The organism is Mycobacterium sp. NGS64 (assembly GCF_059812245.1).
Map to the genome: position 1 here is coordinate 55,241 of NZ_JCALCI010000014.1, position 11,959 is coordinate 67,199.

Below are 11,959 nucleotides of genomic sequence, written 5' to 3' on the forward strand. Positions count from 1 at the left end.
CGCGCCGAAATATTCCTCTCTCGTGACGCGCCTACGAGGTCAGCTGTCGGGTTCGGGTTGGAGAGGCCACCCGGCCGTCGCCGCGCTCCGCATGGGAGCCGGTGTCGGCTTCACCCCTAGGAGCCGCAAGCGGCTCCGGTCCGATCACGGTGGACCGGTGGGTCCCCCGCCTCCATCCGCTTTTGGTTGGTGATCCCCGCCTACTGGATGGAGCTCGGCGCGATAGGAGGGGAGGAACGCCGTTCGGTAGATTGACGAACCGTCGGTGACGCTAGCGCGTTCTGTTCGTCTCGTCACGTCTTGCGAAACCCGGCGTTTCCCTCTCGGCCATATGCGAAAAGCCCAGGAACGCTAGGGATTTCCGCTGGTCATAACGCCCGATATCGGAGCGTGATTTTGCCGTTATCGTTCCGTTACGTGAGGTATCTCACAGTTTCATCCGCCGGCGAAGGGCGGCAGAACGTCGATCGTGTCACCGGCCTGTAACGGTGTGGTTTCGTCGCGAACGGCGATGCCGTCGCGCAGGTAGGAGCACCGGCTCAACACGGTGGCAAGGCGCGATCCGCGGACCGCGAGACGCTCGGTCAATTCGGCGACCGTGGTGCCCGGGCGCACCACCACAGTCTCCGATTCCGCGCCCGCCGCGGCGCGCGCGGCCGCGAAATAGCGGACCGTCACCTGGATTCCCTCCGCCTCGGCCGCGGCCTGGCCCGCCGGGCTAGCCACCGATCGCGCTCATGGGGCGGGCGGGCTGGATGAAGTCCGGATCGTTGATGCCATGGCCGGCGGGCTTAGCCCACATCGCGGCGCGCCACGCGGCCTCGATCGCGTCGTCGCCGGCCCCACCGCGCAGCAGGCCCCGAAGGTCGGTCTCGTCGGTCGAGAAGAGGCAGCTGCGGATCTGGCCGTCGGCCGTGAGCCGGGTGCGGTCGCAGGTCGAACAGAAGGCGTGCGACACCGACGCGATGACGCCGAACTTGGCGCTCGGCGTGTTGGGGCCCGTGTCGACCAGCCAGAGCTCGGCCGGAGCCGAGCCGCGCGGCGCCGGGTCAGGGCGCAGCCGGAAGTGCGGGCGCAGCACAGCCAACACGTCGTCCGCCGTCAGCGCGGCGCCACGGCGCCACTGATGCCCGGCATCCAGCGGCATCTGCTCGATGACCCGCAATTGGTAGCCGTGCTCGAGGCAGAACCGCAACAGGCCGACGACGTCCTCACGCCCGGTCGCGGGGTCGAGCACGGCGTTGACCTTCACGGGAGTCAGGCCGGCCGCTTTGGCGGCCGCCAAGCCGTCCAGCACGTCGGCGAGCCGGTCCCGGCGGGTGATGGCCGCGAAGTGGTCTCGGTCCACGCTGTCCATCGACACGTTGACCCGATCCAGGCCCGCCTCGGCGAGGGCGGCGGCGCGCCGCGCCAGCCCCACGCCGTTGGTGGTCAGTGAGATCTCGGGGCGGGGCCGCAGAGCCGCCGCCGCGGCGATCACCTCTTCGAGGTGGCGGGACAACAGGGGCTCCCCGCCGGTGAACCGCACGCTGGTGATGCCCAGCCGCGTGACGGCGATGCGCATCAGCCTGGCCAGCTCGTCGGGGCTCAGCAATTGCTCGCCGGGGAGCCAGTCCAGGCCCTCGGCCGGCATGCAGTAGCTGCACCGCAGATTGCAACGATCGGTCAGCGACACCCGCAGATCGGTGGCGGCGCGTCCGTAGCTGTCCAGCAGCGGGCCGCTGCCCGGAACGTTTTGAGCGACGGGTTGGTCCGCGCGGCCGCGCACGGTCGGTAAGCCCAGAGCGGTCAGCGTCATGCGGCCACCGGCGCGAATCGGGTCGGCGGGGTTGGCGAGTTCGAGGGAACGATTTCTTTGCCCAGCGGCATCAACGACACCGGGATCAGCTTGAGGTTGGCCAGCGCGAGCGGAATGCCGACGATCGTGACCGCCATCGCCACCGCGCTCACCAGATGACCGATCGCCAGCCACAACCCAAAAAGCAGCACCCAGACGACATTTCCGATCAGCGCGCCGGTCCCGGCGGTCGGTTTGTCGACAATGGTGCGGCCGAACGGCCACAACGCGTAGGACGCGATGCGCAGCGATGCGAAGCCGAAGGGAATGGTGACGATGAGCAGGAAACTGACAAGCGCCGCCAGCAGATATCCGGCGGCCATCCACAGGCCACCGAATACCAGCCAGACGATGTTCAGGATCAGGCGCATCTCTCCTCCTGCGGTAATGCCCAGACTACCGAGTGACGGGTAACGGGGGTGCTCGTCAGGCGGGCATCCGAGTAGGATCAGAATCCAACATGCGTCCTGCGCAGGCGGGACGCTTCTTGCGTTGCCCATCCTAGTGTTCCGTCAGACAAGCAGGTGAGACCAGTGCCGACCGGCAAGGTTAAGTGGTACGACGCCGAAAAGGGGTTTGGCTTCCTGTCGCAGGAGGACGGCGAGGACGTCTACGTCCGTTCGTCGGCGTTGCCCGAAGGGGTCGAGGGGCTCAAGTCCGGGCAGCGGGTGGAGTTCGGCGTCGCCTCGGGCCGCCGTGGCCCGCAGGCCCTGAGCCTCAAGCTGATCGATCCGCCGCCCAGCCTTGCCAAGACGCGCCGCGAGGCGGCGCCGGTCGAGCGCAAGCACAGCCCCGACGAGCTGCACGGGATGGTCGAGGACATGATCACGCTGCTGGAAAGCGCCGTGCAGCCCGAGTTACGCAAGGGGCGGTACCCGGACCGCAAGACCGCGCATCGCGTCTCCGAGGTGGTCAAGGCGGTCGCCCGCGAGCTCGACTCCTAAGCTTCGGGCCACTCGCGACGAACCGGTATGCCGAGAAGCTACTCGGTGGTAACTTCGACATGCGTAGGTCGTAATACTCCGCCCACCGGCGGGTGCCCATGACCTCGATGTGAGTCGTTAGCGAGGAGGCGGCGATGGCACAGCAAGCGCAGGTCACCGAGGAACAAGCGAGGGCCCTGGCCGAGGAATCCCGCGAAAGCGGTTGGGACAAACCGTCATTCGCCAAAGAACTCTTTCTCGGGCACTTTCCGCTAGAACTGATCCACCCATTCCCCAAACCCTCCGACGCCGACGAGGCGCGCATCAGCGCCTTCCTCGGCAAGGTGCGCGAGTTCCTCGACACCGTCGACGGCAGCGTCATCGAGCGCGACTCGCAGATCCCCGACGAATACGTCAAGGGCCTGGCCGCGCTGGGCTGCTTCGGCATGAAGATACCCACCGAATACGGCGGCCTGGGCATGTCGCAGGTGGCCTACAACCGCGCGCTGGTGATGATCTCTTCGGTCCATCCCAGCCTCGGCGCCCTGCTATCTGCCCACCAGTCGATCGGGGTGCCCGAGCCGCTCAAACTTGCCGGCACGCCGGAACAGAAGCGAAAGTTCTTGCCGCGCTGCGCCGCCGGCGCCATATCGGCGTTCCTGCTCACCGAGCCCGACGTGGGCTCGGACCCGGCGCGCCTGGCGTCGACGGCGACACCGGTCGAGGACGGCAAGGCGTACGAACTCGAGGGCGTGAAGTTGTGGACCACCAACGGCGTGGTTGCCGAACTGCTGGTGGTCATGGCCCGGGTGCCCAAGAGCGAGGGGCACCGCGGCGGCATCAGCGCCTTCGTCGTCGAGGCCGATTCGCCCGGGATCACCGTGGAGCGGCGCAACAAGTTCATGGGGCTACGCGGCATCGAGAACGGTGTCACCCGGCTGCACCGGGTGCGGGTGCCCGCCGAAAACCTGATCGGCCGGGAAGGCGACGGCCTGAAGATCGCGCTGACCACGCTCAACGCCGGGCGCCTGTCGATTCCCGCGAGCGCGACGGGATCGTCGAAGTGGGCGCTGAAGATAGCCCGCGAATGGTCGGGGGAGCGCGTGCAATGGGGCAAACCGCTCGCCAAACACGAAGCGGTCGCGAGCAAGATCTCGTTCATCGCCGCCACCACCTACGCCCTCGACGCGGTGCTCGAGCTCTCCGCCCAGATGGCCGACGAAGGCCGCAACGACATCAGGATCGAGGCGGCGCTGGCCAAGTTGTGGTCCAGCGAGATGGCCTGCCTGATCGCCGACGAGCTCCTGCAGATCCGCGGCGGGCGCGGGTACGAGACTGCCGAGTCGCTGGCCGCGCGCGGGGAGCGCGCGGTGCCGGCCGAGCAGGTGGTGCGCGACCTGCGGATCAACCGCATCTTCGAGGGATCCAGCGAGATCATGCGGTTGCTGATCGCGCGCGAGGCGGTCGACGCCCACCTGACCGCGGCCGGCGACCTCGCCAAGGCCGACACCGGCTTGCGGCAAAAGGCCGCCGCGGCCATCGGCGCGAGCGGCTTCTACGCAAAGTGGTTGCCGCAGTTGGTGTTCGGCGAAGGGCAGCGGCCCAGGGCGTATAGCGAGTTCGGCCCGCTGGCGTCCCACCTGCGGTTCGTCGAACGCTCCACGCGCAAGCTGGCCCGCAACACCTTCTACGGGATGGCGCGCTGGCAGGCCAAGCTCGAGCAGCGGCAGGGATTCCTCGGGCGCGTCGTCGACATCGGCGCCGAGCTGTTCGCGATGTCGGCGGCGTGCGTGCGCGCCGAGGGGCAGCGCGCGGCGGACCCCGCCGTCGGCCGGCAGGCCTACGAGCTGGCCGACACGTTCTGCCAACAAGCCACCCTGCGGGTCGAGGCCCTGTTCCAGGCGTTGTGGGCCAACACCGACAGCAGCGACGTGCGGCTGACCCACGACGTGCTGGAAGGCCGGTACACCTGGCTGGAGGACGGGATCGTCGATCAGTCCGAGGGCACCGGACCGTGGATCGCGCATTGGGAGCCCGCCGAATCGACCGAGGCCAACCTGGCCCGCCGGTTCCAGACGGGCGCGAAGGCCGACGCGATGGGCGGAATAGCCGATTAGTTGACGCCGCGCGAAGGGGCAGAATCGTCGTCATGGCCTCTTACGTCGCCCCTGCGGGCGAATTCACCCGCGACACCAACTACATCAGCACCCGCATCACCGCCGACGGACGCGACGGCTACCCGGTAGAGCCGGGCCGGTATCGGCTCATCGTGGCCCGCGCGTGCCCGTGGGCCAACCGCGCGATCATCGTCCGGCGGCTGCTGGGCCTGGAAGACGTTCTCTCCATTGGGTTTTGCGGCCCCACCCACGACGAGCGCAGCTGGACCTTCGACCTGGACCCGGGCGGCGTCGACCCGGTGTTGAAGATCCCGCGGCTGCAGGACGCCTACTTCAAACGGTTTCCCGACTACCCCAAGGGCATCACGGTCCCGGCGATCGTCGACATTCCGACCGGCGCGGTGGTCACCAACGACTTCGCGCAGATGACGCTGGACCTGTCCACCGAGTGGACGGCCTACCACCGGGACGGCGCGCCGCAGCTGTACCCGGAGCCGCTGCGCGCCGAGATCGACGAGGTGAGCAAGCGGATCTACACCGAGATCAACAACGGTGTCTACCGTTGCGGTTTCGCGGGCTCGCAGCAGGCCTACGAAGCGGCCTACGACCGTCTGTTCACCGCGTTGGACTGGGTCAGCGACCGCCTGGCCAACCAGCGATACCTGGTGGGCGACACCATCACCGAGGCCGACGTCCGGCTGTTCACCACCCTGGCCCGCTTCGACCCCGTCTACCACGGCCACTTCAAGTGCAATCGCTCGAAGCTGTCCGAGATGCCGGTGCTGTGGGCCTACGCGCGCGACCTATTTCAGACGCCCGGCTTCGGCGACACCATCGACTTCGTCCAGATCAAGCAGCACTACTACATCGTGCACGCCGACATCAACCCGACCCGGATCGTGCCCAAGGGACCGGAGCTGGCCGGCTGGCTCGCCCCGCACAGCCGGGAAACCTTGGGCGGCAGGCCGTTCGGGGACGGAACTCCTCCCGGGCCACCGGTCGAGGGCGAGCGGGTGCCGGCCGATCACAGCGCGTGACCGCTACTCGTCTCGCCATTCGCTGCGCGCCCGCATGTCGTCTTCGTACGCCTGGGCTTCCGCCGCCATCTGCCGGAACGCCGAGGCGGTTTCGGGTTTGTTGAATTCTTCGTTCAACCCGGCGGGCAGCAGGCGGATCAACTCGACCACGAATTGCAGGGACCGGCCGCTGTTCAGCGCGTCCGTGATCGAGTCGATCATGTCCTGAAACTGCATGTCGCTGTTCGTCGCCGCGGCCAAAGCGAGTGTCACGGCGGCGCGACGGGTGTCGTCGGGCCAGATCGAATCGTTGTGCGGTGGTTTCATTTTGGCCTTCGGCGGGATGTCAAGAGGTCAGCCGCACCGACCATTCCGCGTGCGGGACGGCGCGAACGGCGGTGATGTCGTTTTGTTGGCCGTCGTCGACCACCAACGTCAGCAATTGCACGACGATCCCGGTCAGCTTGCCGCGCTGCGGGTCGACCGCCGGAATCGTGACCGCGAGGCGCGAGCCCGGTCGAAACATGGTCGCGGTCGTGTTGGCGGGATCCTCATAGACCTGCAGCAGCCGCCAGGGTGCCCGGGAGATCGCGTCGGGAACCGAAAGTTGCACCGGGTAATGCTCGTTGAGCGGTAGCTCGCCCTGGGTCTGCGGCGTCTGGCAGTCGTTGAGGTTGAGCACATCGCAGTACAGGTACGGCCCCACCCGGGTCAGGTGCCCGTGCGTGTAGGCGCTGATCTCGGGTTGCTGGGGGCCGCTGCGGCGCACCAGAATCCAGGTTCCGACCCCGACCCCGAGGCACGCCAGCGCCACCACGGCCGCGACGAGCGCGACCACGCGGCGTTTCACTCCGGCACCGCCGCCGGCCTGCCGGCGCCCCGGCGCGTGCCCTCCTGCTCGACCATGACCGGCCGGTTGCCGCCGAGTCCGGGGATCAAGGAGTCGCCGCGGAAGCTGACGAGGGTCTGGGCCAGGCCGAGGATGAGCAGGGCGCTGACGGCGGTGAAGCCGACCCAGAGCTCCGTGTACACCAGGACGCCCAGTGCCCCGCCCAGCACCCAGGCCAGCTGCAGGGTCGATTCCGATCGCCCGAATCCCGACGCCCGCGACTCCTCGGGCAGATCGTGTTGCAGCGAGGCGTCGAGCGAGGCCTTCGCGATGGCGCTGGAGCCCGAGGTGATCAACGTGGCGATCACCGTCACCATCAGGGTTCCCGCCACGGCGGCCGCCAGGGCGACGGCGCACACCGCCACCGCACAGCGCACCACCAGCACGGCGGGCCTGCCCAGCTGTAGGCGCGCGCTGGTGAAGTTGCCGGCGAAGTTGCCGATCGCGGCCGCGGCCCCGATCATGCCCAGCATGGCCAGCTGGGCCCATCCGTTGGCCTGATGCGCCTTGGCGACGAACGCCGGGTACAGGAACAGGAAGCCCACCATCACCTTGATGGTGCAGTTGCCCCAGAGCGAGGTGATGATGTTGCGGCCCAACGGTTGTCGGAGCGTTCCGCCGACCCTTTTGACCTCGTCGGGCCATCGCCTGCGTTGGTCACCGTCGCGTCGGTAGCTCAGGGTGGCCGGGACTTCACCCGCGGTCACCTCGACCCAGCGCGGGATGCGCATCGACAGGAAGGCGCCCGCGATCGTGACGGCGACGACGACGAACAACGCGCCGGGCAGCTTGAAGAGGTGGGTGCAGACGAACTCGACGCCGCCGGCGATGGCCCCACCGGCGATGGTGCCGCCGAGGAGACCGAACACGGTCAGCCGGGAATTGACGCGCACCAGGTCGATGGACGGCGGCATCACCCGCGGTGTCACCGCGCTGCGCAGCACGCTGAACGACTTGGACAGCACCATCATCGCCAGCGCGCACGGATAGAGCACCATCGACGGGAAGCTGCCGGTCGCGCCGTCGTAGTTCATGATCAGCAGCACCGCCAGCAGAGTGCGCAGCGCGAACGACAGCGCGAGCGCCACGCGCCGGCCGTGCTGCAGGCGGTCCAGCGCCGGGCCGATCAGCGGCGCGATCACCGCGAACGGCGCGATCGTAATCAACAGGTACAGAGCCACTTTGGACTTGCTCTCCCCGCTGGCTGCGGCGAAGAACAGGGTGTTGGCCAGCGCGACGGCCATCGCCGAGTCGACCGCGAAGTTGGCGACCACCGGCCACGTCAGCGCCGTCAGGCCCGACTTGTCGGCGCCGTCGGCGGTGGCGGCCCGCTGCACCATCGAGTACATGCGGGAGCCCATTTCGCGGCTGCGCATCGCGGCGGCGCGGGTGACGGTGATGCGTTCGCTGGCGGCGGACCCGCGTGGGGTCGGGCCGCTGTTGCGGTCCGGCTCGGACTCCTCGCCCAGCGGCGGGAGGTACCGGTTCGCGCTCGGCATCGGCGGCGGACGGCGCGACCGGCGATGCTCGGAGTCGTCGGCCGGATAGTTGGCCATCCCCGGATGCTGGTTGGCCGAACCCGTGCCGTTCGGGCGGGGCCGGCGGCCCGGGTTAGAGGCCACCCGGCCCCGGGCATCACGCCGGCGTCCAGACACCACTCAATTCTGTCCTATACCGGCAGGCAACAGGGCGTGGCTCGCCAACCTAGTATGGAGACGCACCGCAGTCCGATCGCCACGAGAGAGGGGGGCAGCGTGACCGGACCCACTGAAGAGTCAGTGGAACCCGCCGCCACGACCGTGGCCGAGTGGCCCGACGAGTTGGCCGCGCTGCTCACCGGTGCGGCCGATCAGGCCAGGGCCGCCGTCGAGGAGTTCGCCGGCCCGGAGGCCGTCGGGGACTACCTGGGCGTCAGCTACGAGGACCCGAACGCGGCGACCCACCGGTTCCTGGCGCATTTGCCCGGCTACCAGGGCTGGCAGTGGGCGGCCGTCGTCGCCGCCTACCGCGGCGCGGACCACGCCACAATCAGCGAAGTCGTGCTGATCCCCGGCCCGACGGCGTTGCTGGCCCCGGAATGGGTGCCCTGGCAGGAGCGGGTGCGACCGGGCGATCTGGGTCCTGGCGACCTGCTGGCACCCGCGGCCGACGACCCTCGGCTGGTCCCGGGCTACGCCGCCAGCGGTGACCCGCAGGTCGATGAGACCGCCGCCGAGGTCGGGTTGGGCCGCCGCTGGGTGATGGGCCCGGTGGGCCGCGCCGAGGCGGCCGAGCGGTGGCACACCGGCGACTACGGTCCGGATTCGGCGATGGCGCGTTCGACCAAGCGGGTGTGCCGCGATTGCGGCTTTTTCCTGCCGCTGGCCGGAGCGCTCGGCGCGATGTTCGGGGTGTGCGGCAACGAGCTGTCCGCCGACGGGCACATCGTCGACAAGCAGTACGGCTGTGGCGCCCATTCGGACACCCCGGCCCCGGCCGGCACCGGCTCGCCGATGTACGACCCGTACGACGACGGCGTGCTCGACGTCGCGGAGAACCCGCCGCCGGCCCAGGCCGAGGCGGTGGAGTCGCCGCCGGACGTGCCGGAGCCTCCGCAGGAGTCGCCGGAGTCTCCGACCGAATCGCCGGAGCCTCCGACCGAGCCGACCGAACCGGGGGACTAACCCTTCTCGGCCGCGGCTTTGATCCTCGCCAGCGAGGTGTTCATTCCCTCGAGCAATTCCCGCTCGAAGATCGCGTTCCCGCCGAAGATCGCCTTGACCGACAGGTTCGAAACGGCGGTGACGCCGTTCTCGGCGTGGCGGCTCTCGACCACCCGCGTGCCCTGACCGTTGGGCTCGAGCTCGTAGGTCCACACGGTGTGGTTGGTGTTGACTCGGAACGCCAGCCGCTTCTCGGGAACGACCTCGAGCACTGTGCTCGTGGTGGGCCAGAAAACCCGGTCGCGGCGGTTGAGGTTGATGGTGCGGGTGCCCGGACGCAGCGGGCCGAGGGGCCGCATCAGGCGACACTGCGGGCTCCACTGCGGCATCCGCCGGAAGTCGGATATCAGCGCCCAGACCTTGGCGGCCGGCGCGTCGATGTCGATCTGCGCTTGCAGCAGCGGGGCGACCATCGCTCCTCCCGGGTCGGTGAATCTACTTGCGGTCGAGGTAGCTTTCGAGGCCGGTCTGCGCGCCGCGCGCGCCGCGGCGGGCGGCGGCAAGCTGCAACACGAAGATGCTGGTGCCGATCACCCCGACGCCCAGCCCGCCCAGCGTCACCGGGCGCCAACTGTGCAGGGCGGGCACGACGAACGCCAGCACCGCGCCGATCAGCCAACCCACGAAGCCGACCACGACGACGGGCCACACCTCGAGCAGCGAGGCCGGCAGCGGCGGCGCCTCGCGGCCTTGGCCGGGTTCGACAGTCATCGCGATCAACATAGCCCGGCGACGATGCAGGCCGCAGGGCGGCCTGAGGTGGGGGCACCTCCCGCTTGCGGGGGAGAGTCGGGCGATTGGAACGAGCGCCCGCGAGCAAAGGACCAAAGTCCGTCGTTGGCCGTTTCGTATCCCGTCTTTCTCGCGTTGCGTGTACCCTCGCGCCATGCCTGACAGCGATGCGCGGCTGGCGAGCGACTTGTCGCTGGCAGTCATGCGGCTGGCCCGCCAACTGCGGTTCCGCAACCCGTCATCGCCGGTGTCACTGTCTCAGCTGTCGGCGCTGGCCACGCTGGCCAACGAGGGCGCGATGACGCCCGGCGCGCTGGCCATTCGCGAACGCGTCCGACCCCCGTCGATGACCCGGGTGATCGCTTCGCTGGCCGAGATGGGTCTGGTCGACCGCACCCCGCATCCCGTCGACGGCCGGCAGGTCCTCGTCTCGGTGTCCGAGTCGGGCGCCGAGCTGGTCAAGGCGAACCGTCGGGCCCGCCAGGAATGGCTGGCAAAGCGGCTGGCGACGCTTGACGTCGAGCAACGCGAAACCCTGCGCGAGGCCGCCGACTTGATGTTGGCCCTCGTCGACGAAGGCCCGTGATCGACGGCTTGGACGTTCAGGAGGTCACCGACCCCGACGACCCCCGCCTCGACGATTTCCGCGACCTGAACAGCGTCGATCGGCGTCCCGATCTGCCGACCGGCAAAGGCCTGGTGATCGCCGAGGGCGTGCTTGTGGTGCAGCGCATGCTGGCGTCCCGGTTCACCCCGCACGCCCTGCTGGGCACCGAACGCCGGCTGGCCGAACTGGAGGACGACCTGGCCGACACCGCCGCACCGTACTACCGCGCCTCGGCCGAGGTGATGGCGAAGGTGGTCGGCTTCCACCTGAATCGCGGCGTGCTCGCGGCCGCCCGCAGGGTGCGGGAGCCCAGCGTCGTGGAGGTGGTCGAAAACGCCCGCACCGTCGCGGTGCTCGAGGGCGTCAACGACCACGAGAACCTGGGCTCGATCTTTCGCAACGCGGCCGGGTTGGGCGTGGACGCGGTGGTGTTCGGCGCCGGTTGCGCGGACCCGCTGTACCGCCGCGCCGTGCGGGTGTCGATGGGCCACGCCCTGCTGGTGCCGTACGCGCGAGCCACCGAGTGGCCCAACGACCTTATGTTGTTGAAAGAGAGCGGGTTTCGGCTGCTGGCGATGACCCCGCAGCGCGAGGCGTCCGCGCTGGCCGAGGCGATGGCCGCGGCGGTCGACGAACGCGTCGCGGTGGTGGTGGGCGCCGAGGGCCCGGGCCTGACGAGGGCCACCCTGCGGCTCAGCGATGTGTGGGTGCGCGTCCCCATGTCGCGGGGTACCGACTCGCTCAACGTCGCGACGGCGGCGGCCCTGGCCTTCTACGAGCGGGCTAGGCTCACGTGGTGAGCGACGAGTCCGTCCCCTGGGCAACGGGTTTGACGGTGTCCGCGTTCGTCGCCGCGGTTACCGGGATCGCCATCGTCGTGCTGAGCCTGGGGTTGATCCGGGTGCATCCGCTGTTGGCGGTCGGCCTGAACGTCGTGGCGGCGGGCGGCTTGGCGCCGACACTGTGGGGTTGGCGGCGCACCCCGGTGCTGCGCTGGTTTGTGCTGGGCGCGGCCGTGGGTGTGGCGGGCGCGTGGGTGACGCTGCTGGCGCTGACCGTTTCGGGCTAGCGGCGCCGCTCGGGCGTTGAGTGTGAATCGTGGGCCTTGTGTGTGAGCTTAGGGCGCAACAATCGGC

General features: G+C 69.2%; 15 protein-coding genes and 1 riboswitch. Of the genes, 7 read left to right on the forward strand and 8 right to left on the reverse strand.

Features of this window, described 5'->3' with window-relative positions:
* Positions 1–12 precede the first annotated feature (12 nt).
* Positions 13–198: riboswitch (cyclic di-AMP (ydaO/yuaA leader) on the reverse strand.
* A 237-nt stretch (positions 199–435) separates the two neighbouring features.
* Genes AC5Y4S_RS27855 through AC5Y4S_RS27865 form a run of 3 tightly spaced genes read right to left on the reverse strand, consistent with a single transcriptional unit; the run spans position 436 to position 2,208 of the window.
* Complete coding sequence (locus AC5Y4S_RS27855; RefSeq protein WP_500035778.1) at positions 436–726, reverse strand: MoaD/ThiS family protein; 291 nt, start codon at positions 724–726, stop codon at positions 436–438.
* The gene (gene moaA / locus AC5Y4S_RS27860) at positions 719–1,798 is read right to left on the reverse strand and encodes a GTP 3',8-cyclase MoaA (RefSeq protein WP_500035779.1); all 1,080 of its coding nucleotides are present in this window, start codon (positions 1,796–1,798) and stop codon (positions 719–721) included. The genes AC5Y4S_RS27855 and moaA overlap by 8 nt, the downstream gene beginning before the upstream one ends.
* Positions 1,795–2,208 carry a YccF domain-containing protein gene (locus AC5Y4S_RS27865; protein ID WP_500035780.1) on the reverse strand — a complete coding sequence of 138 codons (414 nt, stop codon included), beginning with the start codon at positions 2,206–2,208 and terminating at the stop codon, positions 1,795–1,797. Before AC5Y4S_RS27865 ends, moaA begins: the two co-directional genes overlap by 4 nt.
* 162 nt (positions 2,209–2,370) lie before the next feature.
* On the opposite strand from AC5Y4S_RS27865, the gene AC5Y4S_RS27870 reads away from it, so the two are divergent.
* The 3 genes from AC5Y4S_RS27870 (at position 2,371) to AC5Y4S_RS27880 (ending at position 5,914) form a co-directional block, all read left to right on the forward strand.
* Positions 2,371–2,781: a cold-shock protein gene (locus AC5Y4S_RS27870; protein WP_068107525.1), complete on the forward strand. Its 411-nt coding sequence runs from the start codon at positions 2,371–2,373 to the stop codon at positions 2,779–2,781.
* A 134-nt stretch (positions 2,782–2,915) separates the two neighbouring features.
* On the forward strand, positions 2,916–4,877 hold the full coding sequence (locus tag AC5Y4S_RS27875) for an acyl-CoA dehydrogenase family protein (RefSeq protein WP_500035781.1): 1,962 nt from the start codon (positions 2,916–2,918) through the stop codon (positions 4,875–4,877).
* Between the two features lie 32 nt (positions 4,878–4,909).
* Positions 4,910–5,914 carry a glutathione S-transferase family protein gene (locus AC5Y4S_RS27880; RefSeq protein WP_500035782.1) on the forward strand — a complete coding sequence of 335 codons (1,005 nt, stop codon included), beginning with the start codon at positions 4,910–4,912 and terminating at the stop codon, positions 5,912–5,914.
* A 3-nt stretch (positions 5,915–5,917) separates the two neighbouring features.
* Here AC5Y4S_RS27880 and AC5Y4S_RS27885 read toward each other — a convergent pair whose 3' ends face one another.
* The 3 genes from AC5Y4S_RS27885 to AC5Y4S_RS27895 are packed head-to-tail and all read right to left on the reverse strand — an operon-like array spanning position 5,918 to position 8,404.
* The gene (locus AC5Y4S_RS27885) at positions 5,918–6,220 is read right to left on the reverse strand and encodes a hypothetical protein (RefSeq protein ID WP_068138498.1); all 303 of its coding nucleotides are present in this window, start codon (positions 6,218–6,220) and stop codon (positions 5,918–5,920) included.
* A 19-nt stretch (positions 6,221–6,239) separates the two neighbouring features.
* Positions 6,240–6,743 (reverse strand): DUF2771 domain-containing protein, encoded by a 504-nt coding sequence (locus AC5Y4S_RS27890; RefSeq protein ID WP_500035783.1) that lies wholly within the window; start codon positions 6,741–6,743, stop codon positions 6,240–6,242.
* Positions 6,740–8,404, reverse strand: coding sequence for an MFS transporter (locus AC5Y4S_RS27895; RefSeq protein WP_500035793.1), 1,665 nt, complete (start codon positions 8,402–8,404; stop codon positions 6,740–6,742). The genes AC5Y4S_RS27890 and AC5Y4S_RS27895 overlap by 4 nt, the downstream gene beginning before the upstream one ends.
* A gap of 132 nt (positions 8,405–8,536) precedes the next feature.
* Here AC5Y4S_RS27895 and AC5Y4S_RS27900 point away from each other — a divergent pair, with 132 nt between their 5' ends.
* On the forward strand, positions 8,537–9,445 hold the full coding sequence (locus AC5Y4S_RS27900) for a DUF3027 domain-containing protein (RefSeq protein WP_500035784.1): 909 nt from the start codon (positions 8,537–8,539) through the stop codon (positions 9,443–9,445).
* Here the strand turns inward: AC5Y4S_RS27900 and AC5Y4S_RS27905 are convergent.
* Both AC5Y4S_RS27905 and AC5Y4S_RS27910 read right to left on the reverse strand, forming a co-directional pair.
* A complete protein-coding gene (locus AC5Y4S_RS27905; RefSeq protein ID WP_500035785.1) occupies positions 9,442–9,897 on the reverse strand; it encodes an SRPBCC family protein in 456 nt (151 codons plus the stop codon). The two genes, AC5Y4S_RS27900 and AC5Y4S_RS27905, sit on opposite strands and share 4 nt — an antisense overlap.
* A gap of 22 nt (positions 9,898–9,919) precedes the next feature.
* On the reverse strand, positions 9,920–10,195 hold the full coding sequence (locus AC5Y4S_RS27910; protein ID WP_500035786.1) for a DUF2530 domain-containing protein: 276 nt from the start codon (positions 10,193–10,195) through the stop codon (positions 9,920–9,922).
* Positions 10,196–10,370: 175 nt separating this feature from the next.
* On the opposite strand from AC5Y4S_RS27910, the gene AC5Y4S_RS27915 reads away from it, so the two are divergent.
* Genes AC5Y4S_RS27915 through AC5Y4S_RS27925 form a run of 3 tightly spaced genes read left to right on the forward strand, consistent with a single transcriptional unit; the run spans position 10,371 to position 11,892 of the window.
* A complete protein-coding gene (locus AC5Y4S_RS27915; RefSeq protein WP_500035787.1) occupies positions 10,371–10,802 on the forward strand; it encodes an Rv0880 family HTH-type transcriptional regulator in 432 nt (143 codons plus the stop codon).
* Positions 10,799–11,623 carry a TrmH family RNA methyltransferase gene (locus AC5Y4S_RS27920; protein WP_500035788.1) on the forward strand — a complete coding sequence of 275 codons (825 nt, stop codon included), beginning with the start codon at positions 10,799–10,801 and terminating at the stop codon, positions 11,621–11,623. Before AC5Y4S_RS27915 ends, AC5Y4S_RS27920 begins: the two co-directional genes overlap by 4 nt.
* Positions 11,620–11,892, forward strand: a complete 273-nt coding sequence (locus tag AC5Y4S_RS27925; RefSeq protein WP_500035789.1) for a DUF2537 domain-containing protein — start codon at positions 11,620–11,622, stop codon at positions 11,890–11,892. The genes AC5Y4S_RS27920 and AC5Y4S_RS27925 overlap by 4 nt, the downstream gene beginning before the upstream one ends.
* Positions 11,893–11,959: the final 67 nt, after the last annotated feature.

Bases quoted from the DNA above. Each gene is read 5' to 3' on its own strand.
- AC5Y4S_RS27910 (WP_500035786.1), bottom strand. From the start codon at position 10,195: ATGACTGTCGAACCCGGCCAAGGCCGCGAGGCGCCGCCGCTGCCGGCC.
- AC5Y4S_RS27875 (WP_500035781.1), top strand. From the start codon at position 2,916: ATGGCACAGCAAGCGCAGGTCACCGAGGAACAAGCGAGGGCCCTGGCC.
- AC5Y4S_RS27880 (WP_500035782.1), top strand. From the start codon at position 4,910: ATGGCCTCTTACGTCGCCCCTGCGGGCGAATTCACCCGCGACACCAAC.
- moaA (WP_500035779.1), bottom strand. From the start codon at position 1,798: ATGACGCTGACCGCTCTGGGCTTACCGACCGTGCGCGGCCGCGCGGAC.
- AC5Y4S_RS27885 (WP_068138498.1), bottom strand. From the start codon at position 6,220: ATGAAACCACCGCACAACGATTCGATCTGGCCCGACGACACCCGTCGC.
- AC5Y4S_RS27915 (WP_500035787.1), top strand. From the start codon at position 10,371: ATGCCTGACAGCGATGCGCGGCTGGCGAGCGACTTGTCGCTGGCAGTC.
- AC5Y4S_RS27905 (WP_500035785.1), bottom strand. From the start codon at position 9,897: ATGGTCGCCCCGCTGCTGCAAGCGCAGATCGACATCGACGCGCCGGCC.
- AC5Y4S_RS27865 (WP_500035780.1), bottom strand. From the start codon at position 2,208: ATGCGCCTGATCCTGAACATCGTCTGGCTGGTATTCGGTGGCCTGTGG.